Source organism: Pyxidicoccus caerfyrddinensis, from assembly GCF_010894405.1.
Lineage (GTDB): Bacteria > Myxococcota > Myxococcia > Myxococcales > Myxococcaceae > Myxococcus > Myxococcus caerfyrddinensis.
Genome location: NZ_JAAIYA010000013.1, coordinates 291,259 through 314,373, shown reverse-complemented (window position 1 = coordinate 314,373; position 23,115 = coordinate 291,259). Strand labels below are relative to the sequence as shown.

Here is a 23,115-nt window from a genome sequence, read left to right as displayed (position 1 = left end):
TCGTACCGGGCGCACGTCCAGGTGATCTGCCCCCCGTTCTTCACCTCTTTCGCCGGCCCGGTGCCTTGAGCGCACGGGCCGGCGGGCCGCGTCCCGTCAGGGGTCGCGGAAAGTGGTGGTCGCGACAGGGCCCGTCAAGGTCAGCGCGGGGCGGTCCGCGCGCAGCAGCATGAAGCCTCCGACCGAGTCGCGGGCGAGGAGGTCATCGTCTCCGTCTCCGTCCGCGTCCGCCATGAAGTAGCGGTTCGGATCAGTCCAGCCCCATGAATCCGACATGAAGGTGGTGGCCAGCGTGGTGCTCAGGGCCAGATAGGTCGGCTCGGCGCGCAGTGCCACGAAGCTGCCCGACGCGAAGCGCAGCACCAGGTCCTTGTCGCCGTCCCCGTCGTAGTCCATGACGTAGAAGCGGTTGCCCTCGTTCCAGCCGTTCGCATCCGAGAAGGTGGAGTTGCTGTAGAGCGCGGCCGTCAAGGTTAGGTGCGTCACGTCCGAGCGCAAGGCGCCGAAGTCACCGAACGCGTTCCGGGTGATGAGGTCGTCGTCGCCGTCCCCGTCGTAGTCCGCGGCGAAGAATCGGTGGCCGTCGTTCCAGCCGTTCACATCCGAGAGGCTGGTGGTCGCCAGCACGCCGCCGTAGGTGAGCTGGGTGACGTCCGAGCGCAGCGCGATGAAGCTTCCGGCGCTGTAGCGGCCCACAAGGTCATCGTCGCCGTCCCCATCGTAATCCATGACCCAGAAACGGTTGCCATCGTTCCAGCCGTTCGCGTCCGTCAGGTTCGCGTTGAAGTAGAGGACGCCGGCGTTCACGAAGGAGGTGCCATTGGAGCGCAGGGCGGTGAAGGTGCCGAACGCGTCGCGTGCAATGAGGTCGTCGTCGCCATCTCCGTCGTAGTCGGCCACGAAGAAGCGGTTGCCGCTGGACCACCCCGTGGCATCCGTCATGCCCGTGGTGATGAGGTCTCCGCTCACGCGGGTGTAGCTGCCGCCGCTGGCCCGGTAGGCGAAGAACTCGCCACCGGGTCCACGAATGACGAGGTCGTCATCGCCGTCTCCGTCGTAGTCCATGGTGAAGAAGCGGTGGTCCACGGGATAGGTAGGGTCCGGGTACAACCCCGCGACCGCATCGATGTCGCCGCTGCTCAGCGCCACGCGCTGGCCGATGGTGGCCCCGGGCGTCAACACCACGATGGTGGCCTGTCCGTTGGAAGAGAAGTCGAAGGCGCCGTAGTGCATGATGGAGCCGTAGTCATAGGCTCCCAGGTCGTCTCCGTCGGTGATTTGCTGGTCGAAGTTGTGCTCATGACCCGCTTGGACATTGGCAATCTGGATGGTCACGAAGCTGTTGCGATCCTCGCGGCTCTGCTCATGCCACAGGCCGAGAGCGTGACCGATTTCATGGATGGTATTCCCGGTACTGCAGCCGCCCGCCAGGTTGACGAACTGCTGACCTCCCCTCTTGCCCACGGACGAGCTGCATCCCGCTCCCGGTTGGAAGGTGACGAAGTTGGGAAAGAGCGCCGCGTTGGTCGCGTCCCGAAGGATGAAACGCACATTGGTGCGCTCCTGCCAGTGACGGATGGCGGCAGTCACCCGGCCCTGGGTGGGCAGCGTTGGATCGATGGTGTAGGGCACCAGCGCGTTGGGCCAGCGATAGCCAGCGCCGCTGATGGCCACGCCCTGGGCGGAGACCTCCCCGGGTTGCTTCGGCAGATCCGAAACCCGTCCGAGAATGATATCCCCCTCGAAGACGGCGACGCCGTCCACGTCCGCGTATCGTAGCTCCCGCGGCTGGCTCCCCGAGCCGATGCGCAGATACGTGGTGCGCACCGGCGCGTCGGCGGACACCCAGTTGCTCTCCGCAGCGGATTCCGCGAAGGGGACAGTCGACTCCTCGGGGGCACATGCCGTGAACGCCAGCACCGCGCATGCAACAGACCACTTTTGCAACGTCATCTCTCTGCTCCTGGCCGGGTAGGTATCAAGCGAGGCCGCTGCCTGCGGCCTCGCGAGCGCGCCGCTGCGACGCAGGAGCAGGAGTAGCGGGCGGGGGGCCGTGGCCGCGTCATCCGAAAGGATGACGGTCCCCCAAAGCGCGGGCCTCGCGGATGGGCGGGATAGAAGCCCTGTTGAGGGTGAGGGCTGGAGCGGAGGGGCCAGATGGCATCACACGCCTTCGCGAAAACAAACGGGCCCGGCGTGGGGACACCGGGCCCGCGGTCCTGTCACAGCGGCGGCCTCAGCCGCCGAGCGCCACGTTCTCCAGCACGCCCAGCGCGTCGGGGACGTGCACGGCGGCGGAGTAGTAGGTGCTCACCAGGTACTGGGTGAGGGCCTGTTCGGTGATGGCCATGCGCTTCACCGTGAGGCTCGGCTCCACCTCGTCGGGGATACCGGCGTTGTGCAGGCCGACGACGCCCTGGTCGTCCTGCCCGGTGCGCATCGCGATGATGGCGGTGGTGTTCTCCCGGCTGATGGGGAGCTTGTCGCACGGGAGGATGGGCACCCCGCGCCATGCCTGCATCTTGTGCCCCTGCACGTCCACCACCGTCGGGTAGAGGCCGCGCTTGTTGCACTCCCGGCCAAACGCCGCGATGGCGCGCGGGTGGGCCAGGAAGTAGCGCGTCTTGCGGCGGCGCGTCACCAGCTCGTCCATGTCGTCCGGCGTCGGTGGGCCGGAGCGGGTGTTGAGGCGCTGCTTGAGGTCGGCGTTGTGCAGCAGGCCGAACTCCGGGTTGTTGATGAGCTCGTACTCCTTGCGCTCCTTCAGCGCCTCGATGGTCAGCCGCAGCTGCTCCTGCGTCTGGCTCATCGGGTCATTGAAGGTGTCGGAGACGCGGGTGTGCACGCGCAGGATGGTCTGCGCCACGCTCAGCTCGTACTCGCGCGGCTTCAGCTCGTAGTCCACGAAGCCACCGGCGATGACCGGCTCGCCGTGGTGGCCCGCCGTCAGGGGGATGGCCGACTGGCCTGTCTTGTCCTGGGGCTTCTTCAGATTTGCCCGGTAGCGCTCCACGTGCGCCTTCAGCGCCGGGGACTGGAGGATGCGGGACTCGAACGCCGCCTGCGGCAGCGCCATCACCGTGCAGGGCGTGACGGCCTTGACGGTGAAGGACCACACGTCGTTCGACTCCACCACCGCCTGGTCGCCGAAGTGGTCGCCGTCCGCCAGCGTGTCCAGCACGACGGGGTCGCCGTACTTGCCCGCGGTCAGCTTCTGCGCCTTGCCGTGCGCGAGGAGGAACACGTGCTCGGCGGGCTGGCCCGCCTCCACGATGGTGTCCCCCGGCTTGTAGTGCTGCTGGGTGAAGAGGCTGGCCAGGGTGCGGATGAGCAGGTCATCCACGTCCTCGAAGCCCCGCAGCAGCGGCAGCTTGAGCAGCTCCTGGGGGATGACCTCCACCTTGACGCCGATGTTGCTGAAGTTCAGGCGGTCGTCGCCCGCGGTGTACGTCAGCCGGCGGTTGACGCGGTACGTGCCGCCCGACACCTGCACCCAGGGCAGCACCCGCAGGAGCCACCGGGGCGAGATGCCCTGCATCATCGGCTGCGTCTTGGTGGTCGTCGCGAGCTGGCGGGCCCCGGCCGTGCTCAGGCTGGTGCCCTCGTGCGCGGCCATGTCCTTGTCTGGATTCGTCATGAAAGCGTCTTCCGATTCCGTGAGGACGTGGGACTACGAGCGGCCCAGCTCCACGCTCTCCAGGATGCCGAGCGCGTCCGGCGTGAGGACCGCCGCGGAGAAGTACGCGGTGACCAGGTAGCTCATGATGGCCTTCTCGTTGATGCCCATGAACCGGGCGTTGAGGCTGGGCTCGATTTCATCCGGGATGCCCGCCTGGTGCAGGCCGACCACGCCCTGGTTCTTCTCCCCCACGCGCATCAACATGATGGAGGTGGTGCGCGACTCGCTGATGGGCAGCTTGTTGCAGGTGAACATGGGGATGCCGCGCCACGCGGGCAGCATGTTCCCATTCACCTCGATGCTGGTGGGGTAGATGCCGCGCTTGTTGCACTCCTGGCCGAACGCGGCGATGGCGCGCGGGTGGGCCAGGAAGAACGACGGCTCCTTCCAGACCGTGGCCAGCAGCTCGTCCATGTCGTCCGGGGTCGGCGCGCCGGAGCGGGTGTGGATGCGCTGCTTGAGGTCGGCGTTGTGCAGCAGGCCGAACTCACGGTTGTTGATGAGCTCGTGCTCCTTGCGCTCCTTCAGCGCCTCGATGGTGAGCCGCAGCTGCTGCTGGGTCTGGTTCATCGGGTCGTTGAAGAGGTCCGCGACACGCGTGTGGATCTGCAGGACGGTCTGCGCGACGGACAGCTCGAACTCGCGGGGGTGCGTCTCGTAGTCCACGTAGGTGCCGGGCAGCACGGGCTCGCCGTGGTGGCCCGCGGCCAGCTCGATGGCCTTCTGGCCGGAGGTGTCCTGCTTCTTCTTGGAGCGGGCCTTGAAGTCCTCGAGGTGCTTCTGGAGCGACGGCACCTGCGCCACCACCGCCTCGAAGGCGGACTGCTGGAGGATGAGCGCGATGACGGGCGTCACGGCCTTCGCGGTGAACTGCCAGAAGTCCTGCGACTCCAGCAGCGCCTGGTAGCTGTAGTGGTCGCCGTCCGCCAGCGTCTCCAGCACCAGCGGCTCACCGTACTTGCCGGTGCCGATGCGGTTCACCTTGCCGTGGGCGATGAGGACGATGGAGTCCGCCTCCTTGCCCGCCTCGGTGATGACCTCCCCGGCCTTGTACTCCTTCTGCACGAAGCGGTTGGCCAGCGCGGTCAGCGCCTCCACGTCCTCGTAGCCGCGCAGGAGGGGCAGCTCACCCAGCTCCTGCGGGATGACCTGCACCTTGGCGCCGGTGCTGGTGAAGGTGACGCGGCCGTCGCCCACCGCGTACGTCATGCGGCGGTTGACGCGGTACGTACCGCCGGACACCTGCACCCACGGCAGCAGCTTGAGCAGCCACCGCGAGGAGATGCCCTGCATCTGCGGCTCGGACTTGGTCGTCGTCGCCAGCTGGCGGGCCGCCAGGGTTCCAAGGCTCAGGTTGTTGTCGTCGTGCTTCTTCGGGTCATTGGACATGGGTCACCCTTCAGGTTTGGGAATCAGGAAGTCTGCGCACTGCCGTTGGAGCTCAGGACCTGCCGTTGCGGAACAGCTCGGCGACGCGCGTCGCGGACATGCCCAGGCCGGAGAGGTTGCCGGTCTTGAGCCTGGGCGTCGCCGCGTCGATGAGCTCGAACTCCTTGTAGCGGTCCACCGCCGCGTGCCACCGGGGGATGCCCGCCATCCACTGCTGGAGCTGCTCCACGTACTTGTTCAGCTTCTCCTGCGCCTTCGCATCCAGGCCGAAGGTGCGGATGACCACCGGCAGCTCCTTGGCCACCAGGTGCTCGAACTGCTTCATGCGCGCGGTCATCAAGTCGTTGACCACGAGCACCGCCGCGTCCTTGTCCACGTCCAGGAACTTCTGGACCACGAGCACGCAGTTGTTGAGCTCGCCCTCGAACTCAATCTCCTTCTGATAGGAGAAGATGTCGTTGACGAAGCAGGCGTAGTCCGCCGCGGAGTTCTCCAGCCCGCGCAGCGTGCGAGTGTTGAAGACGTCCTCCGGTACGGCATCCCCCTTGGACAGCCGCGACAGGCTCATGGTGAGGTCGGAGCCGAACGTCTTGCGGCGCATCTCCACGTAGTCCACGGGGTCCGGCACGCGGTTGAGGATCTGGTTGTTCAACTCCCAGACCCAGCTCTCCGTCATGTCCTGGATGGCCTTGCGGAACAGCGTGCGGCCGCGCGGGCTGAGCGGGCCGGCCGTGCGCGTCCACAGGTCCGCCAGGCCCGCCTCCACCGGGTTGGTGGGCACCGCCGGGTTGGGCGTCTCCACGTCGTCCGGCATGAACTGCGTGAGGCGGGCGTTGAACACCTTCGCCCCTGGCATGTCACGCGTGTGGGCGTAGAGCGCGGGGAAGTAGTCGTCCGCGTAGGTGCCCCACACCAGCCAGCACGACGTGAGGTCCAGCTGCTCCGGCGTCGCGTCCGGGTGGATGAGCGCGCCGCAGAGGGCCACGTCCGCCACGTCGAACTTGTGGTCGTCCCAGATGTAGAGCCCCACGCCGGGCAGCGAGTCCAGCATGCCCATGCGGCGCGCCCAGTCCTTGGAGTTCCTGCGCGCGCGCGCCAGGTGGGGGCTGAGGTACGTGCTGTACGGCATGTAGAACTCCGGCAGCTTCACCGGGCCCACGTGCTGGCGAGGGACGTGGCTGAAGGACTTCGCGCGGGGCCCCAGGCCCAGCGCGCCGGCCGTCAGCGGCAGGCGCAGGGCGGAGGTGCCCAGGCCGCCAGGCAGCGGCAGGGAGAACTCCGCGCGGCGCTCCGTGTTCTTGTTCATGTAGCGGTTGGAGCGCATGTGCCACTCGTGACCGCCGGACTGCCAGTCCTGGAGGCCGCGCAGGTACGTGAGCACCTGGCCCTGCTCCACCGGGTTGAGGCCGTACTCCGCGAAGAGCCAGGGCAGCTCCGTGGCGGCGGTGTTCTCGAACTGCTGGAGCCGGGACGTCAGCAGGTCGTTGACCAGGTCGGCCGCGCGCTGGGTGTCGCAGTCGAGGAACTTCTCCACCACCAGCACGCCGTTGGAGAGCTCACCCTCCTCCAGGATTTCGCGCTCGTAGGAGAACAGGTCGTTGCGCAGGTGGACCGCGTCGGAGAACGTGTCCTTGAAGACGCGCATGGGCCGGCTCTTCACGACGCGGGCGGGAATCTCCGCGGCGACGGCGTGCTCCACCAGGTCCGACGACCAGGGCGCGCCACCGACCTTGCGACGCATCTCGATGTACTCGATGGGGTTGGAGATGCGCGCTTCGCTGATGTTGACGATCTCCCACATCGACTCGTCGAGCAGGTGTTTGGTGTTCTCGAAGAAGCGCCGGCGCCAGTCCATGGACATGGTGGGCACGGTGCGCTTCCACAGGTCCCACAGCCCGCGCTCCACGGCGTTGGTGGGCTCCGGCGGCGTCTGGGACATGTCCAGCGGCATGAACAGCGGCAGCCGGTCCAGGTACGCCTGGCCGCCCGCGATGTCGCGCGGATGCTTGTAGACCTCCAGGAAGTGGTCGTCGAAGTAGAAGACCCAGACGTACCAGTCCGTGATGAGGTCCAGCTCCACGCTCGGTGCCTCCGGGTGCGTGTAGGCGCAGAGCAGCGCGAAGTCCATGCCGTCGAAGCGGCGCTCGGACCAGATTTCGCGGTCCGTCCCGTCACGCGGCGGGCCCAGGATGCCCATCTCGTACGACCACGCCTTGGTGTGGACGCGGGCCGCCTCGAGGCTCGGATTCAGGCGCGCCGGCCAGGGAACGTAGAACTCCGGGAGCTGGAATGGTTGCTTCTGCCGCGCCTTGGACATGCGTGCCCCTCGTCGAATCCAGGGCCCGCCTGTACTGTCATTCAGTTACCAAATCCATGACTGATGGGAGGCGCTGGGGAAAGCTGCGTAATCCAGCCGATAAGGGCATCAGGCGTCAGTCACCCGGCGAGTGCGGTCTGGATCAGCGCGTCGATGATTCTCGCCGTTTCCTCAAAAATTGGTGCGGCGATTCCCCGAGGAGTGTCGTCCACGTCCCCCGTCCCGGTGACGACGCCGATGGAAGTCCACGCGGAGCCCTCCTGAACGAGCACGGGACCGCCGCTCATCCCGGGTGCGGTCGCGTCCACCGGGCAGTGCAGGGGCGTGGTCCTCTGCTTCTCGGCCGTCACGGTGCTGCAGTACACCTTGCGGTTGCCCTCCCCTACCCTGGCGCTCACGCCTCCGGCGATGGTCGCGGCCACCCGGAGCGTGTCGTCGACGTGGGTCAGCGTCAGCGGGGCATTCGAACCTCCCGCGCCTTCCTGGAGGATCATTACCGCGAAGTCGAACGCCGGGCTGTTCGGGCGCTCGTCATAGCCCTGGGGAATCGCGTACCGGAGGGTGCCATTCTCGCGCGACGCGATGGAGTAGACGTTGCGGTCTCCGTAGAGGGTGAAGTGCACTTCCCGCAGGTTCTGCTTCCGCAGGAAGACGAGGTTGTGCGCGGCGGTCAGCACGATGTCCCTTCGGTGCGGATACGTGGCCGTCTTCAAGAGGTAACCGCTACCGATCCACTTCCTCAGCGCTCCCCCTTCCTCGAAGAAGATCTCCAGAACGCCCACGACGGGGAATGGGTACTGCCTGGAAGCGAGAACGGGAGCCATGGCGGAGATCCTTGCCGGGGGATCTGAACGCGCCCCCACCCCCTCCTGACGGTGGACGCGAGCCCTTGTGATGGGAAACCCGGAAGGGGGAATGCAAAAGAACTCCGGAGGGCGCGTCTCCTGGATGAACGGCGGACCGTATTCCCGCCGTCCCCTTCCGCCAGGAGTCTCCATGTTCCGGATTCTGTCCCTCTGTCTCTGCCTGTTCGCCTCGCTTGCCGTCGCCGACGACTCCTCGCCGAAGTCAGCACGGCTCACCGTGGCGCAGAAGAACGGCTGGGCGGCCTACGAGAAGGACCTGAAGGCGAAGGAGGACGCGGTCAACAAGGCCTGCGGGACGGCCTTGAAGAGCAGCTACGACAAGGCGAGCTACCCCGCCTTCGACCCGCTGAAGGACCGGACCCAGAGCGCATGCCAGGCCGCCGTGGGCACCCTGGTCGAGGTCTGCCGCACCACCGACGGCAAGGCGGCGGTGAAGGAGACACTCACCAAGACGGTGTGCCGCCTGTCGACGGAGGGAACCCGCGTCTCGCTGGACGCGGGCGTGCTGCTCATCCACATCGATCCGGACAAGAGCACCATCGTCGGCAAGCAGGCCGGCGGCTACAGCTGGAAGAGCGCCCTCGAGGAAGTGCTGTAGGCGTCCCGCTGAGCCTGGCGGAAGCTAGGAACGCGGGGGGACCCAGATGGCGCTGTGGGCCTCCGGCGCATCCGGGGACGCCTCTGCCGTATAGAAATAGGCTGCGACCGCGGCTCGACCCCGCCCCTCGGGACACTCCAGAGCGGCGGGGTGGCCATGCCAGTGGTCGTCGCCATGAGCCATCACGACCAGCCGATCGAGCACCGGAGCGATTCGGGCCTCGCACCGGGAGAGGTCGGCATTCCACAGCTCGAGGTCGCCGCCCCAGGCAGGGTCCCAGTCGGGGTTCAGGTAGTAGAGGACGGTGAGCCGCCGCGAGAGCGCACGGAAGCGGTCTCGGTTGAAGTCCGCGTGAAGCGCCAGATGGCCCCCACGCAGCGTGAGGTGCAGCCCGGCGCCCCGGAAGTGCGGATCCGGAATGAGCCCATGAACGCCCGTGAGCGTGTCCAGGAAGTCGATGAACGACATGCTGGAGAACTCCGAGAGCAGGTGCCGGAGCGCGCCGTGCACACCTTCGAACGCCTTGCGCTGAAGCTGTCCCAGGCGCGCCGCCTGTTCCTGGTGATCGCGTCGCTTCCAGCTGGCCTCGGATGCGCCCGGAAAGACTCCGGCCAGTCCAGACGCCAGTCGCTCACCCAGGAAGCCGTCGATGACGACGTGGGGATAGGGCCGTGCGGCGCTGTAGGCGTCACGATGGGCCAACGCGAGCGCGCGGAGCGCCGTACCGCTGAGGAAGAAGCTCGGACCCAGCAACGGGCCTTCTTCGATGGTTGCGACGCTCACCGGGCCTCTTCCGCTCGAGTTGCTGTCTTTCGATGATGCCATGGGCGCCAGGTCTCGCAGTGAGGGGTCAGCGGTTGAAGAAGGACGCCTGCTGGAAACGCATGCCGGCCAGGACCTGCTCTACCCGTTCGCCGGAGAGCGTCCCGATGTACTCACCGAGCTGCGCCTTCTCCACGGAGGACACCTGCGACACGACCAGGACGCTCTGCCGGGGCAGATTCCCCTCCCCCACTTCGAGCAGCACATTGCCGGGTTCGCCCGCCCGCTTCAGGTTCGACGTCAATGCGCAGACCACCACCGTATGGATGCGCGAGCGATTGAAGACGTCGTCCTGAATCACCACGTACGGATGGGGAATGGCGGGAACCGACCCCCGCTCTTCCTCGGGGACCACCCAGAAGATGTCACCGCGATGGATGGCCGCGGGGCCCCTGCCTGCTTCCGTCGCTGACTTCGTCTCCATGCGGGTGCCCACCGGATCGTGCTGACCGTCGTCACGCGTCCTACCCCAAAGTATCGCCGGGAGAACACCCTGCCCTTCCGCGCCCGCTCCCCAGCGGAGGGAGCCGTCGGCCCGGCTCTTGCGATGGAGCCTCCATCAATGGAGGAACGGATGGGCATTCGCGCAGGTGCGGTGGCAGCAGGACTCGCGGTCATCTCTCTATTCTCGGTGGGTTGCGCTGACGACCCCCAGACAGTCGACCCGCAGGAGGAGCAGAGGCCGGGTCCGCCAGATGGAAACGAAGTTCCCTCGCCTGCCCCTCCGGATGCCTCCTCGGATGCCGGGACGCTCCCGACTGACGAAGATGGAGGAACGACGCCCGATGCCGGCGAGCCGCCCGACGCGGGGACGACACCCGATGCCGGCGAGCCGACGGACGCGGGGACGACGCCCGACGCCGGCACGCCGCCGGCCGCGGGGCCGTGGCCGGTGGACGCGGCACTCGACTACTCGCGCGCGTTCGGCGCCGGCAGACCGCAGAGCGTTGGACTCGATGAAGGGCTGAACCTCTGGCTCCTCGACGGCCGCCGCATCGGCGTGCTGCGCCCGGGCGATACCGCTCCGACGTGGACCACGGGCATCGGTCAGGCACGCCAGCCGTTTGGCGGGGACTCGCTTGCCATCGACTCGACCGTCATCTGCGGCGGCGAGGCCGGGCGCGCGTATGTGGGGTATCGCGCCAACGAGATGAAGCGCGCGCCGGGTATCGAGCAGCGCACGTACATCCCCGGACCGGGCGAGGCGTACTACACGCCCGAGCGCTACGCCGAGTACCAGAAGGGAGACCTCGACGCGGTCCGCCTCCAGCCGGATGGGAGCGTCGCGCTTGAGGAGCACATCTGGCGCACCGTCAAGTCGTCGAACAAGGACAAGCAGATCGGCATCCACAACACGAACGACTTCCACTACGAGGAGGACCGCTCCGTCCTCAACTGCGCTCGCGTGACGCGCGGCAGCCATCGCGGCGACCTCTACATCACGACGAACCACGGCGTGACGCGCATCCAGGGGCTCACCTACAACAGCCACCGTCACCCGGGCTGGTATCTCTTCGAGGACGGCTCGGAGTGGGGCTCGCTGCAATGCCCGTATATGTACGGGCTGGGCATCGCACCGAACGGAGACGTCCTCGTCGCGAACGAGCAGATGCTCGGAGTGCTCGTGCCCAGCGGGAATCTCGAGGACTGGGACCGCGAGAACACCTGGGGCGGGCCCACGCCGTGGACCTTCAAGAGCTTCAACGAGAAGATCAACGGCCAGGCCTCCGATGACTACTGGCGCGCCTTCGAGCAGACCCCTTCGGGCCGCTACTACCTGGGGAGCGCGGAGTACGGCGTCTGGGCGATGACGCCGAAGTCACGCTCGGCGGGGAACTGGTCGAAGCTCGAAGGGCTGCCGACGAATCGCATCCAGGCCCTCAAGGCAACGGACGATGGCGCGCTCTACATCGGCACGAATGGCGCGGGCCTCTGGCGGCTGGAAGCGGACGGCACCACGCTGACCCAGGTGCGTCAGGTGTCCGGTCAACGCGTCCTGCAGTTCGTCTACGAGCCCACCGTGACGCCGAGCATGCTGCTCGTCCTCACCGACCAGGGGCTGACCGTCCTCCGCGGACCGTAGGGCGGCGTCTCACCAAGGGGCCGCGCCCGCCCCGCGCGCCCCTTGTCCTCGAAATCGCGAGAAACATACACTTCGAGTGAAACCGTAAAAAGCGGTGTCACTCGAAGGGTGGACCATGAAGAGCCGAATGCTGGCGGTGTGTATCACCGGGCTGCTGGGGCAGGCCGGGTGTGGTGGCGCCGAGAGCGAAGCGACTGGCGGGGAGGCCTCCCTGGGCGAGTCCTCGCAAGCCATCCGGGGAAACATCGTCAGCTTCAATGGCGACGCGTCCTCGGACCTGGTGTGGAGGGACCAGTCCACGGGCAACATGGGCGCCTGGCTCATGAGCGGCCCGGTGCTGAGCGGCACGGCCACGTTGCCCGCCATCTCGCCCTCGCTGACGGTGCAGGCCGCCTCCGATTTCGGCGGCCCCACCGCGGACCCCGACCTCGTCTACCATGCCGCGGCGACCGGGGAGAGCGTGCGGTTCCTCAACAGCACCTTCTCCGTCCTCGGCATGGCCTCCATCTCGCCCGTGCTCCCGTCGGCGAGCTGGTACATCGCCGCGTCCGGTGACTTCAACCTGGACGGGAAGACAGACCTCGTGGTGCACAACCGCGTCACGGGGCAGCACTTCTACCGCTACCTGAACGGGACCACCTCCCTGGGCAACTCCCCCATCTCCTCCCGCGCGCTGCCCTGGCACATCGTGGGCGCGGCGGACATGGACGGGGACGGCAGGACGGACCTCCTCTGGAGGAACAAGAGCACGGGTCAGAATGAAATCGTGCTGATGAACAACACCGCCGTGCTCGGCACCGCCACCCTGCCGGTCATGTCGCTGGCCTTCTATGTCGGCGCCACCGCGGACTACACGGCGGATGGCCGCCGGGACATCGTCTGGCACAACCCCAGCACGGGGCAGGTGGTGCTCTGGAGGATGGCTGGCACCAGCCTGGCGAGCGCCACCACCCTCGGCTCGATGAGTCCCGGCTGCCCGGCCTGGTTCTCACAGTCCACGCCCCCACCGGCCGTGTACGACTGCTGGTATCTCGTGGGCCCCCGGTAGCGGCCTCTTCTGCTCACACGCAGCGAGCCGCCAGGGTGCGGACGTCCCGCACCTGGCGGCACTGCATCCGTCCCCCTAGAAGGGGACGTTGGGGATGACGGTGTTGTGGTCGCCCGGCAGCTGGGGTGCGGCCTGCTTCGCGAGCTCCTTGATGCGCGCCGCGGAGCAGTTGCAGCCCAGGGCGTCCTTGAGCGGCTTCCCCCCTGGACCGACCGGCTGGTTCTTGACGGCGTTCCACGCGTTGATGAGGCCGAACTTCCGGGTGCGCACGGTCTCACCTCGGAGCGCCTTGCAGATCAGCTCGAGGTCATCGGCGTCGAACTCGGTGAGGTCTCGGGCGGTGGAGTCGCTCGATTGGGCGGCATAGAACACCCTGCGTTGCCTGGAGACGGTGCGCCGGTTGTTCAGCGTCTGCATGAGCGCGCTGCCCGAGGTGAGGTCTCCCCGTCCCGGCAGGCAGTCGGAGATGAACAGCGGAGCATCCCCGAACCCCTGGAAGATGGGGTCGATCAGGGTCAGGCGGAGGTCGAGTTCACCGGGGCCCGGCGCCGGCTCGAGCACGAAGCCCTTGCGATGACGCCCGCGCACCTTCTTGTTCACCCCGCAGTTCGTCGGAACCTCCGTCGGCATCCATTCGTCGTCCGCGAGCGAGTGGTCCGCGCCGGTCGCGATGACCGCGCCGAGCGAATGCGCCACCACCTGCACGGTCGTCCCCGAGTGCTCCCCCAATACCTGCGCGATGGCGTTGCGCAGGCAGTCCGCCGTCTCCATGGGGTGCTGATTGTCCGGGTAGAAGAAGTCGTAGACCTGCGCGTTGGACGGCATGTTGTTGATGGCCGGGTTCATCACATCAGGGCCGGCATTGATGCCATGCACGGAGATGTAGGGCACCTTGTTCGGGTCGATGGCCGTCCTGGGCCGGAGCTCGCACATGCCACAGCGCGAGCGCATCCGCGCCGTCTCCGCGGCATTCGTCCGGTCACCCGCCGTGGTCGGCGTGGGGTTGAGCACGGGCGTTGGCGCGGGAGTGGCCGCGGGCGCGAAGGAGGCCTGCACCGACGACTCCTCGGCCCGGGCGGAGCCCGCATCCGAGCCACCGTCGGAGCCCGCATCCGCGACCTGTCCCGTCCCCGCGTCCTGCCCACCGCCCGTACCTGCGTCGGAGCCCGCGTCCGCGCCTGCGTCTGAGCCCGCATCCGCGCCTGCGTCGCCACCGCCGCCACCACCACCGTCCGCGCCTGCGTCGGCGCCCGCATCCGTGCCTGCGTCGGCGCCCGCATCCGTGCCTGCGTCGGTCCCCGCATCCACTCCCGCGTCATCTCCACAGGTGGCGGTCTCGGTGAACTCCTTCTCAGGCGGCTCGCAGCCCGCGTCTCCGGCGTCACCCGCATCCCCGGCGTCAGCGCCCCCGTCACACTCCTCGCAGACCTCGGGCTCCTCCTCGTCGTCGACGGACATCTCCCGGTGCCGCTCCTCCGAACTCTCGGCCACATCCTCCTGCGCGAGGCAGGCCGACACGCCGACGGTGAGCACGAGCAGCGCCAGGAAGAGTGCGCGTGAAAGGGAGGGACTGGCTGTCGGGGGTGGAGGGGAAACCAGCATGGGCTTGTCCTGGAAGGAGGCGGCGCGGCGCGCTCCACGAGCATAGGACAAACAGAGACGGCCGGAGCCGCTCTTTCTTGAAATACATGTTAAACATCTAGAGCGCCGTCTTTCGCCCTGCCGGTGGAAATGGACGCGCGCGGAAGGACGTAGGGTCGGCATGCGCCTCTCCCGCCTTCAGGAATCAGCGGTCTTCGTCTGTGTCACGTTGCTGGTGTCCTGGGGGATCGGAGCGCTCTGGCTCCAGGACGAGAGCCGCTACCTCTTGCTGCGCGTGCTGATGTGCGTGCCCGGGGTGGTCGGGCTCGCCTGCGCGTGGCTCTTCCGGCGTGAGACGCCCGCCGCGGCCGGCTTCGCATTCACCCGGCCCATCCACTGGGGCGTGGCGATGGGCCTTCCACTCCTCTACGCGGGGGTGCTGGTGGCCTTCGCGTACGCGCTGCGGCCACTCCTCGGTGCGGACTTCATCCACTACACGCCGGAGGCCGTGCAGCGCGGCATGGACGGGCTCGGACAGCACACCGGGCCCGGCGCGCTGGGCGTGATGCTGGCCATCCTGCTGTGGGTGTCGGCGCCATGGCTGCTGGTGGCGCTCGCGGTGCGCTTCAACTGGGTGCGCAGGGCGGGCGCGGCGCTCCCGGCCCCCGTCTCGGGGTTGAAGTGGGGCGTGGCGGGCCTGCTCGCGGCGCTCTTCGTGCCGTTCGGCCTGCCGGGAGAATTGGGCGAGGAGGTCGGCTGGCGCGGCTACCTCGTGCGTCGCTGGGAGGACCGGCCGCTCGTGGCGCTCGGGATTCTCTCGGTGGTGTGGCCGGCCTTCCACCTGCCCATCATCTTCTCCAGCACGCAGCGCGGGCACCTGGCGCAGAACGTGACCTTCCTGCTGGCCATCGCCGCCGCGGCGGCGCTCTTCCAGGCGGTGTACCTGTGGACGCGCTCGGTGTGGCCGTGCGCCGTCCTTCACCTGGCCTGGAATCTCGTGAACCCGACGGTGCTGGGGAGCGTGTACTCGGGGCGGCCCGGCCTCTTCAGCGGCAGCGTCTGGGTCTTCAATGGAGAGGGCCTCCTCGGCGCCGTCGTCATGGGGGCCGTGACGCTGGCACTGGTGTGGCGCTGGCGGGCTCGCACGCTCGCGACACCTGCTCGCGAGGACCCGACACCAGCGGCATGACGGCAATGACAGAACGATGACCATCTCATGGACGGGAGCCCACCCTCTGCTCCGGGCGGCTGCGTACCTTGGACACCGTTGCACCCAGCCGTCGTTCCCTCATGGGGCCACGCCGTGGCTCCACGCGCGAGGAGGCGCGTCCCGTTCAAGCCATGAACTTCACTCTCTCGAGCCTGTGGGGCCACATGGGCCCCGTCGCGCAGCTCATCGTCATCGTGATGGGCATCATGTCGGTCGTCTCCCTGCTCATCCTCGCCGAGCGCGTGCTCGTCTTCCGCGCGTCCCGCCGCCACTCGCGCAGGTTCGCCGCGGAGATGGGCAAGCTGCTCTCCAGTGGTGACTTCGAGGCCGTGGCCGACGCCAAGGCGGGCGTGGACGTGGGCTACCTCGGCCGGACCATCCGCGCGGGGCTGACCGCCTACCGCGTCTCCGCCACCGACAGCCGGGAGGAAGCCATGGAGACGGTGGCGCGCAGCCTGGAGCGACAGGCGCAGCGCGAGGTGCAGAGCCTCAAGCGGGGTCTGGGCCATCTGGCCACCGTGGCCTCCACCGCCCCTTTCGTGGGCCTGCTCGGCACCACCATCGGCATCGTCACCGCGTTCCAGGAGATGGGCGAGGCGGGCGCGGGCGGCATCGGCACCATCTCGACGGGCATCTCCGAGGCGCTCGTCACCACAGCCTTCGGCCTGCTCGTCGCCATCCCCGCGGTGATGGGCTACAACTCCCTGCAGGGCTGGGTGGATGCCCGCGCGGTGGACCTCTCCGAGGCGAGCAACGAGTTCCTCGACGCCGCGGGCCGCGCCCTCAAGCGCGCGCGCGCCGTCGCGGGCTGAGCGCAAGCCTTTGCGCCTCGGGGCGCGCCGGGCAACCCACGGGCCCAGGGGTTCCCCCTCCGCTCCCCCGGTACGCCGGGCCCCTTCGTCCAACACCCCCTCCGACCGTCCTTAGAATCAAGAGGGAGACCCTCGAGAGGGGGACAGGGATGATGATGGCCGAGGCCAGGACTGAAGAGAGCGCCTTCTCCGACTGGGCCCGGGAGTTCGATGCCATCGCCTGGGCCGCCGAGGCGGCGACGCTCCAGCTCACCCGCGTGAGTCCGAATGCCGCCGAGATTCTCGGCTATCCGGTGGAGCAGTGGTGGACCGAGCCGGACTTCCTCGCCCGGCACGTTCACCCCGATGACCGCGACGCCGCGCTGGCGCTCTATCAGGACGGCCCCCGCCATCGGACGAAGCGCAGCGGCGTGCATCGGTTCCTGGCTGCGAACGGGCAGGCGCTCCCCTTCCTGTCCAAGGTGCTCACGCTCGAGCGCGGCGAGGGCCGTACACCCGAGCTGCGGTGCTTGATGCTGCGCCTCGAGGAGGACACCCGCGCTGACCAGGGACTGGAGCATTCGGACTCCCTCCTGCGCGCCACGCTCGAGTCGACGGCGGATGGGCTCCTCGTCGTGGACACGCAGGGGCGCATCGTGGACTTCAACACGCAGTTCCTGGAGCTGTGGGGCATCCCGGAGGAGGTCATCGCCACGCGCGACGACAAGCGGGCCCTCGCGTGCGCGCTCACCCGGCTCGTCGACCCCGCGGCGTTCCTCGCGAAGGTCGAGGCGCTCTATTCAACCCCCGAGGCCCGGAGCTTCGACGTCCTCGAGTTCAAGGACGGCAGGACGCTCGAGCGCTATTCGCAGCCGCAGCGGCTGGGGGACCGGATTGTCGGAAGGGTCTGGAGCTTCCGCGACGTGACGGACCGGAAGCGGTCCGAGCGGGAGCGGGACCTGTTCCTGCTCAAGGAGAAGGCAGCCCGCGAGCGGGCGGAGGCGCTGGCGGAGCAGCTCAAGGCGGGCGAGGCGCGCTTCCGCCGCATCTTCGAATCCCATGTCATCGGGCTCGTGCTCAGCGACGACCACGGCCGCATCCTCCATGCCAACGATGCCTTCCTGCGCATCGTGGGCTACAGCCGCGAGGACCTGGCGGCGGACCGCATCAACTTCCTGGCCATCACGCCACCGGAGTTCCAGGCGGTGACGCGGCGGGCGGTGGAGGAGACTCAAGCCAGCGGCGTCGCGAGCACCTTTGAAAAGGAGTACGTGCGCAAGGACGGCCGTCGTGTGCCGGTCCTCCTGGGCAGCGTCCGCCTGCCCGAGCAGAACCAGAACGCCACCTTCGTGCTGGACCTGACCGAGCGCAAGGCGGCCGAAGCGGACCGCGAGCGCTTCTTCCGCCTGGCCCCGGACATCTTCTGCATCGCCGGCCTGGACGGCACCTTCAAGCGGGTCAACCCGGCCTTCACGCGCGTCGTGGGCTGGAGCGAGGAAGAGCTCCTGTCCCGGCCGTTCCTTCAGCTCGTCCACCCGGCGGACCAGCAGGTGGCGCAAGAGACGCTGGACAACCTCACCCGGGGCATCCCCAACCCGGGCCGCATCCTCCGCTGCGCTTGCAAGGATGGCTCATGGAAGTCGCTCGCCTGGACCGCCGTGCCCGTGCTGGAGACGGGCCTCATCTATGCGTCCGCGCGGGACGTCACCCAGCAGGGGGAGGCCGAGGAGCGGCGCGTGTTGGCGGAGGAGCGGCTGCGGACCGTCATCAACAGCGCGCCGCTCGTGCTCGCCGTGCTCGACGCCGACGGCCGCATCGTCCTGTCCGAGGGCAAGGGACTCAAGGGGCTCGGTCTTGCTCCGGGCCAGGCGGTGGGACAGTCCGCCTTCGAGTTCTACGCGGACGAGCCCTCGGTGGTGGAAAGCATGCGCCGGGGACTGAGAGGGGAGACCTTCTCCACGATAGCCAGGGTCTCGGGCCGCACCTTCGAGGTGTTCTACCAGCCACTCCTGGATGAAGCGGGCCGCGTCACGAGCCTCAGCATCGCGGCGCTGGACGTGACGGAGCGCGTCCGAATGGAGGCCGAGCGCGAGGAGCTCATCCGCCAGGTGACGAGCGAGCGGAGCATCCTCCAGGCCGTGTTGCAGCAACTGCCCCATGCCGTCTACATCGCGGAGGCGCCCAGCGGGAGAATCATCCTGGTCAACGCACAGGCGACGGCGCAGGTCCGCAGTCCCTACCGCGCCGCCAGCAACATCGAGGAGTACCGCGGCTATCCGGGCTTCCATCCCGATGGGCGGCTGTACGAGCCGCACGAGTGGCCCCTGGCGCGCGCCGTCACCCATGGCGAGGTGGTGAAGAGCGAGACAATCGACGTGCTCCGGGACGACGGCAGCCGGGGCGCCGTCGAGTACAGCGCGACACCCGTGCGCGACGTCCAGGGCCGCATCACCCACGGCGTGGTGGTGGGCGTGGACATCACCGCGCGGAGGGAGGCGGAGAAGGAGCGCGAGCGGCTCCTCGAGGAGCTGAGGCTGGCGGTCAGCGCTCGCGACGAGTTCCTCGGCATCGCCAGCCATGAGCTCAAGACGCCGCTGACGCCCCTGGCCCTCAAGCTCGAGGCGCTCGCGCGCGCGGCCGGGGCCGAGCCGGAGTCCTCCCTGGCCCGGCGTCTCGCGCCCCACGTGGAAGTCATGCGGCGGCAGGTGAAGCGGCTCGCCTGCCTGGTGAATGACCTGCTGGACGTGTCGAACATCCGCGCGGGGCGGCTGGCGCTCACGCTCGAGCCCCAGGAGTGCGACCTCGCGGCGCTGGTGCGCGACGTGGCCGGCCGCTTCGACACCGAGGCGAAGCGAGCGGGCTGCGAGGTGCGCCTCCACGCCCCCTCGCCGGTGCGGGGCACGTGGGACGGTTCGCGGCTGGAGCAGGTGGTGACGAACCTGCTGGCGAACGCCGTCAAGTACGGCCCCGGCCACCCGGTGACGCTGCGTGTGGAGGTGGTGGACGGGCGCGCGAGGCTGACGGTCAGCGACCTGGGTATCGGCATTGCTCCGGAGAACCTCCAGCGCATCTGGGGCAAGTTCGAGCGCGCGGTGTCCGAGCGCCATTACGGAGGACTGGGCCTGGGGCTCTATATCTCCCGGCAGATTGTCGAGGCCCTGGGCGGCACGGCGAAGGTCGAGAGCACGCTCGGCCAGGGGGCCACGTTCATCGTGGAGCTGCCCCTGGAGAGCGCCGAGGCGGGCGCGCAGCTCGGCAGCCTGGCGCCCTCCCCTCCGGCGTGAGGGCTTGCGCCTGCTCCCGCGCTACTCGATGGGTGGCGGCTCGGGCTCGAGGAGGTGTGGCGGCTCCGTCTGTCCTTCGTCACGCAGCCGCAGCGCGCGGTCGATGCGCGCCGCGGCGCTGATGAGGCCGAGGTGGCTGAAGGCCTGCGGGAAGTTGCCGAGCTGCTCGCGAGTCAATGGGTGGATTTCCTCCGCCAGCAGGCCCAGGTGGTTCGACGCCTCGGCATGCGCGACGAAGACGTCCTCGGCCTCCTCGATGCGGTTGGCCAGCGCCAGCGCCTCGGCCAGCCAGAAGCCGCAGAGGATGAAGCCACCCTCGGGGCCCCCTACCCCGTCATCCATCCGGTAGCGCCGGAGGAACGGGCCCGCGCCCAGCTCGCCGCGCAGCCAGTCGATGGTCCGGAGGATGAATGGGTCTGTCGCTCGAAAGCACCCGACGATGGGCAGGAGCAGCAACGCGGCATCCGGCTCGTTCCCACCGTAGACGCCGACGAAGTGCTTCCGGGCCGGGTCCACGCCGTTGCGGAGGATGTCGGTCCGGATGACGTCCGCCAGCTCCGTGCACGACTGCTCCAGCGCCGTCTCGCCGAAGAGCCGGGACAGGTGCTGTCCCCGGCGCAGCGCCAGCCAGCCCATGAGCTTCGAGTGGACGTTGTGGCGCATCTCCCGGCGCGGCTCCCAGATGCCGTGGTCGGGCTCGCACCAGCGGCGCGCGGTGGTCTGGATGACCGAGCGCAGCAGCCGCCAGGTGCGCAGCGGGAGCCGTCCGCCGAAGCGCTCGTAGAGATACGCCGCGTCGAGCAGCGCGCCCGCGGTGTCGAACTGGAACTGGTCTCTCGCGCCGTTCCCGATGCGCACCGGGCGCGAGCCCTGGAAGCCCGCGAGGTGTGACAGCTCCTGCTCCGGAGGCACGGGGCCGCCATCCAGCGTATACATCACCTGGAGCGGGTCGCCGCGCTGCAGGGTGTCGCGCACGAAGTAGAAGAACTCGCGCGACTCGCTCAGGAAGCCGAGCAGGTTGGTGGCCCGCACGGCCATCGCCGAGTCGCGGACCCAGCTGAAGCGGTAGTCCCAGTTGCGAGGTCCGCCCATCCACTCGGGCAGCGAGGTGGTGGGCGCGGCCACCATGGCGCCGGTGGGGCCGTACATCAGCAGCTTCAGCACCAGCGCGGAGCGGAGGACATGGTGCCGCCAGGGCCCCTCGTAGTGGAGGCGCTGGGACCACTCGCGCCAGGCCTGCCGGGTGTCGCGGAGGTGGTCGAAGGGCCGGTAGGCGGCGATGGGCTCCGGCCGGTCCGAGTCCCAGGACAGAATCATCCAGCGCCGCTCGCCCGCCGCCATCCGGATGCGCGTCTGCAGGCCCGACTCGCCCCGGCATGGCTGCCCGTGGAGCTCACCGCAGGGCCGCCAGACCGCCTCCCCGCTGAGGACGGCGACCATGCGCTCGCCCCGCGCCCCGCGCGCGACCAGGCCGTGCTCCTCCCGCTCCACCCGCGTCTCCGAGGCGCCGTACCCGAAGCGCGGGTCGAAGACGACGTTCAGCTCCACCGCGCCCTCGAGGCACTCGAGGCGTCGGTGCACCTCGTGGACGGTGGAGCGCGGGTCGTTCGTCCAGGGCATGTAGTCGATGATGCGGACGACGCCCTTGCGCTCGAAGCGGAAGAGCGTCTCGAGGACGTTGGTGTCCGGGTCGTAGCGCTGCAGGCTCTCGAACGGCCAGACGACGGGGGTGATGCCGGTGATGCCCCCCTTCTCGTCGTCGAGGATGCCCGCGAAGACGCTCGGGCTGTCGAAGCGGGGGAAGCAGAGCCAGTCGATGACGCCATCCGGCCGGACGAGGGCACAGGTGATTCCGTCGCCAATCACCCCGCGGCCCGCCAGGGGGATTTCCCGGTAGGAGGCCGGATTGGAGAACCGGAAGGGGCGGGCCATTCGCTTCGCGGCGCTGTAGAGGTCCATGAGCAGCCGAGTCGCGAGGAAGACCGCGACCTCCCGCCCTCAAGGTAGGGACAGCCGACCGCCACGCCCGGACTCGCGGGTGGCTCGCCCGGCGGCCCACCCACCTGGGGCTCGCTTCCCCGCCGCGCGTCGAGCGCTCCGCTCACAGCAGGATGTCGGTGCCGAGCGAAATCGTCGGCCCCGTCTGCCCCGCCGTGTAGAAGCCGAAGTTGGACCCGGTGGGGCTGCGGTCGACGTAGATGAAGTGCAGGTTCAACCGCCAGCTCCGCGCGGCCATGGGGAACACGCTGACGCCGCCAGACAGCTCCCAGGGACGGCGGCCGAAGTCGTCGAAGACGAAGGAGCCCGTGGAGTACACGCCCACGTACTTCGGGACGACCATGTACATCCCCTGGACGAAGAAGCCGTGGTCGAAGATGGAGTCCTGCGGCACCGGGCCGGTGGCCAGGAAGTCCGAGAGCCGGCGGAAGAAGTACTCGCCCTGGAACGTGAAGCCCCGGAACTTCGCCCCCACGTCCAACGCCAGCACCTCGTAGTCGAGCTTGCGCACCGTCACCCCGTCCGCGAGCGCGTCCTGCTCGAAGGCCAGCAACCCGTCGGAGAGACGAAGCTGGGTTTCATTGGGCGCCAGGCCGAGCTCGTTCGCCCGGTCTTCCCGTGCGTGCGCCACCGAGAAGCCGAAGCGGGTGGCCACCCGCTGGTGCTCCTCGAAGTCCGCCAGGCCGCCCCGCAGGCCGAACTCGCCCGTGGTGGGCAGCCACGCCACGGACGCGCTGTAGGCCATGTCGCGAGAGTCATTGGCCGCGGTGATGCCGAGCTGGCTCAGGTTCGTGTTCACCGAGAGCGTGTAGGTCAGCCGGTGGAGGGGCTCGCCCTTCAACCAGACACCGGAGGAGAAACCACCCCGGAAGAACTCCTCCGACATCTGCCGGTCGCTCGACGCCCAGAACGGATGCGAGCCCTGCATCGAGCGGGCGGTGAGCGTGGGCCCGATGCCGGCGCCCAGCGTGAGAGCCTTGTTGAACCGGAACTGCAGGTTGCCGAAGGCCAGCGTCTGCTGCGTGGAAGGCAGCGACCAGACGGTGAGCGTGTAGTTCAGGCGCGGGGTGAGCGCGAAGCCCGAGAACCAGATCATCGTGCGGTGCCAGTTGATGTCGTTGCGAGTCTTGACGGTGCGCTCGCGCCCGAGATGGTCGATGAACGTCTGCTCTCCCGGGAGCTGATTCACATAGCGCACCAGGCCGTAGAGGCTCACATTCAGGCTGCCATAATCGGTCTCCAGCACCTGGAAGCCCCGGGCGGGCCGGAACTCGCCGGCAATGGCATTCTCGGCGGGCTCCAGGTCCTGCTCGTCCGGCTTCGCCTGGGCGGGTGCATCCACCGGGGCTTCATCCTGGGCCCAGGCCCGGAGCGGAACGAGCGCCGCAGCAATGACAACCAGCGCCAGCAGCGGGCCACGGCGGAATCGACGGAGGTCTGGGGTCATGG

Annotated in this window: 16 protein-coding genes; 6 read left to right on the top strand and 10 right to left on the bottom strand. The window is 68.5% G+C overall.

The window, feature by feature from the left end; all coding sequences use genetic code 11:
- Positions 1-96: 96 nt before the first annotated feature.
- The 5 genes from legP to G4D86_RS30440 all read right to left on the bottom strand — a co-directional run bounded on the left by legP (position 97) and on the right by G4D86_RS30440 (position 8,209).
- Entirely contained in the window at positions 97-1,953 is a 1,857-nt protein-coding gene (gene legP, locus G4D86_RS30460; protein WP_163997576.1) for a Dot/Icm T4SS effector Zinc-dependent metalloprotease LegP, read from the bottom strand.
- 283 nt (positions 1,954-2,236) lie between these two features.
- Positions 2,237-3,637 (bottom strand): family 2B encapsulin nanocompartment shell protein, encoded by a 1,401-nt coding sequence (locus tag G4D86_RS30455; RefSeq protein WP_163997575.1) that lies wholly within the window; start codon positions 3,635-3,637, stop codon positions 2,237-2,239.
- Between the two features lie 33 nt (positions 3,638-3,670).
- On the bottom strand, positions 3,671-5,068 hold the full coding sequence (locus G4D86_RS30450; protein ID WP_163997574.1) for a family 2B encapsulin nanocompartment shell protein: 1,398 nt from the start codon (positions 5,066-5,068) through the stop codon (positions 3,671-3,673).
- Positions 5,069-5,120: 52 nt separating this feature from the next.
- A complete protein-coding gene (locus tag G4D86_RS30445) occupies positions 5,121-7,385 on the bottom strand; it encodes a family 2 encapsulin nanocompartment cargo protein terpene cyclase (protein WP_163997573.1) in 2,265 nt (754 codons plus the stop codon).
- Between the two features lie 119 nt (positions 7,386-7,504).
- The gene (locus tag G4D86_RS30440; protein WP_163997572.1) at positions 7,505-8,209 is read right to left on the bottom strand and encodes a trypsin-like serine peptidase; all 705 of its coding nucleotides are present in this window, start codon (positions 8,207-8,209) and stop codon (positions 7,505-7,507) included.
- 172 nt (positions 8,210-8,381) lie between these two features.
- Between G4D86_RS30440 and G4D86_RS30435 the strand changes: the two genes are divergently transcribed.
- On the top strand, positions 8,382-8,849 hold the full coding sequence (locus G4D86_RS30435; RefSeq protein WP_163997571.1) for a hypothetical protein: 468 nt from the start codon (positions 8,382-8,384) through the stop codon (positions 8,847-8,849).
- 24 nt (positions 8,850-8,873) lie between these two features.
- On the opposite strand, the gene G4D86_RS30430 is transcribed toward G4D86_RS30435, so the two are convergent.
- Positions 8,874-9,632 carry a 2OG-Fe(II) oxygenase gene (locus G4D86_RS30430; protein WP_163997570.1) on the bottom strand — a complete coding sequence of 253 codons (759 nt, stop codon included), beginning with the start codon at positions 9,630-9,632 and terminating at the stop codon, positions 8,874-8,876.
- A 67-nt stretch (positions 9,633-9,699) separates the two neighbouring features.
- Positions 9,700-10,095, bottom strand: coding sequence for a type II toxin-antitoxin system PemK/MazF family toxin (locus G4D86_RS30425; RefSeq protein WP_163997569.1), 396 nt, complete (start codon positions 10,093-10,095; stop codon positions 9,700-9,702).
- Positions 10,096-10,245: 150 nt separating this feature from the next.
- Between G4D86_RS30425 and G4D86_RS30420 the strand changes: the two genes are divergently transcribed.
- Both G4D86_RS30420 and G4D86_RS30415 read left to right on the top strand, forming a co-directional pair.
- Positions 10,246-11,754 (top strand): hypothetical protein, encoded by a 1,509-nt coding sequence (locus tag G4D86_RS30420; RefSeq protein WP_163997568.1) that lies wholly within the window; start codon positions 10,246-10,248, stop codon positions 11,752-11,754.
- A 115-nt stretch (positions 11,755-11,869) separates the two neighbouring features.
- On the top strand, positions 11,870-12,802 hold the full coding sequence (locus tag G4D86_RS30415) for an FG-GAP repeat domain-containing protein (protein ID WP_163997567.1): 933 nt from the start codon (positions 11,870-11,872) through the stop codon (positions 12,800-12,802).
- A 75-nt stretch (positions 12,803-12,877) separates the two neighbouring features.
- On the opposite strand, the gene G4D86_RS30410 is transcribed toward G4D86_RS30415, so the two are convergent.
- Positions 12,878-14,404, bottom strand: a complete 1,527-nt coding sequence (locus G4D86_RS30410) for an esterase/lipase family protein (RefSeq protein WP_163997566.1) — start codon at positions 14,402-14,404, stop codon at positions 12,878-12,880.
- A 160-nt stretch (positions 14,405-14,564) separates the two neighbouring features.
- On the opposite strand from G4D86_RS30410, the gene G4D86_RS30405 reads away from it, so the two are divergent.
- The 3 genes from G4D86_RS30405 to G4D86_RS30395 all read left to right on the top strand — a co-directional run bounded on the left by G4D86_RS30405 (position 14,565) and on the right by G4D86_RS30395 (position 19,668).
- On the top strand, positions 14,565-15,572 hold the full coding sequence (locus G4D86_RS30405; protein WP_163997565.1) for a CPBP family intramembrane glutamic endopeptidase: 1,008 nt from the start codon (positions 14,565-14,567) through the stop codon (positions 15,570-15,572).
- Between the two features lie 152 nt (positions 15,573-15,724).
- On the top strand, positions 15,725-16,405 hold the full coding sequence (locus G4D86_RS30400; protein ID WP_163997564.1) for a MotA/TolQ/ExbB proton channel family protein: 681 nt from the start codon (positions 15,725-15,727) through the stop codon (positions 16,403-16,405).
- A gap of 149 nt (positions 16,406-16,554) precedes the next feature.
- Positions 16,555-19,668, top strand: a complete 3,114-nt coding sequence (locus G4D86_RS30395) for a PAS domain S-box protein (protein ID WP_163997563.1) — start codon at positions 16,555-16,557, stop codon at positions 19,666-19,668.
- Between the two features lie 21 nt (positions 19,669-19,689).
- On the opposite strand, the gene G4D86_RS30390 is transcribed toward G4D86_RS30395, so the two are convergent.
- Both G4D86_RS30390 and G4D86_RS30385 read right to left on the bottom strand, forming a co-directional pair.
- On the bottom strand, positions 19,690-21,627 hold the full coding sequence (locus tag G4D86_RS30390) for a glycoside hydrolase family 15 protein (RefSeq protein WP_163997562.1): 1,938 nt from the start codon (positions 21,625-21,627) through the stop codon (positions 19,690-19,692).
- Between the two features lie 142 nt (positions 21,628-21,769).
- Positions 21,770-23,113: a hypothetical protein gene (locus tag G4D86_RS30385; RefSeq protein ID WP_163997561.1), complete on the bottom strand. Its 1,344-nt coding sequence runs from the start codon at positions 23,111-23,113 to the stop codon at positions 21,770-21,772.
- Positions 23,114-23,115 lie beyond the last annotated feature (2 nt).

What these genes read in the sequence shown, in the direction of transcription:
- legP (WP_163997576.1), bottom strand. Translation starts at nt 1,953, where the DNA reads ATGACGTTGCAAAAGTGGTCTGTTGCATGCGCGGTGCTGGCGTTCACG.
- G4D86_RS30455 (WP_163997575.1), bottom strand. Translation starts at nt 3,637, where the DNA reads ATGACGAATCCAGACAAGGACATGGCCGCGCACGAGGGCACCAGCCTG.
- G4D86_RS30450 (WP_163997574.1), bottom strand. Translation starts at nt 5,068, where the DNA reads ATGTCCAATGACCCGAAGAAGCACGACGACAACAACCTGAGCCTTGGA.
- G4D86_RS30445 (WP_163997573.1), bottom strand. Translation starts at nt 7,385, where the DNA reads ATGTCCAAGGCGCGGCAGAAGCAACCATTCCAGCTCCCGGAGTTCTAC.
- G4D86_RS30440 (WP_163997572.1), bottom strand. Translation starts at nt 8,209, where the DNA reads ATGGCTCCCGTTCTCGCTTCCAGGCAGTACCCATTCCCCGTCGTGGGC.
- G4D86_RS30435 (WP_163997571.1), top strand. Translation starts at nt 8,382, where the DNA reads ATGTTCCGGATTCTGTCCCTCTGTCTCTGCCTGTTCGCCTCGCTTGCC.
- G4D86_RS30425 (WP_163997569.1), bottom strand. Translation starts at nt 10,095, where the DNA reads ATGGAGACGAAGTCAGCGACGGAAGCAGGCAGGGGCCCCGCGGCCATC.
- G4D86_RS30420 (WP_163997568.1), top strand. Translation starts at nt 10,246, where the DNA reads ATGGGCATTCGCGCAGGTGCGGTGGCAGCAGGACTCGCGGTCATCTCT.
- G4D86_RS30415 (WP_163997567.1), top strand. Translation starts at nt 11,870, where the DNA reads ATGAAGAGCCGAATGCTGGCGGTGTGTATCACCGGGCTGCTGGGGCAG.
- G4D86_RS30410 (WP_163997566.1), bottom strand. Translation starts at nt 14,404, where the DNA reads ATGCTGGTTTCCCCTCCACCCCCGACAGCCAGTCCCTCCCTTTCACGC.
- G4D86_RS30405 (WP_163997565.1), top strand. Translation starts at nt 14,565, where the DNA reads ATGCGCCTCTCCCGCCTTCAGGAATCAGCGGTCTTCGTCTGTGTCACG.
- G4D86_RS30400 (WP_163997564.1), top strand. Translation starts at nt 15,725, where the DNA reads ATGAACTTCACTCTCTCGAGCCTGTGGGGCCACATGGGCCCCGTCGCG.
- G4D86_RS30395 (WP_163997563.1), top strand. Translation starts at nt 16,555, where the DNA reads ATGATGATGGCCGAGGCCAGGACTGAAGAGAGCGCCTTCTCCGACTGG.
- G4D86_RS30390 (WP_163997562.1), bottom strand. Translation starts at nt 21,627, where the DNA reads ATGGACCTCTACAGCGCCGCGAAGCGAATGGCCCGCCCCTTCCGGTTC.
- G4D86_RS30385 (WP_163997561.1), bottom strand. Translation starts at nt 23,113, where the DNA reads ATGACCCCAGACCTCCGTCGATTCCGCCGTGGCCCGCTGCTGGCGCTG.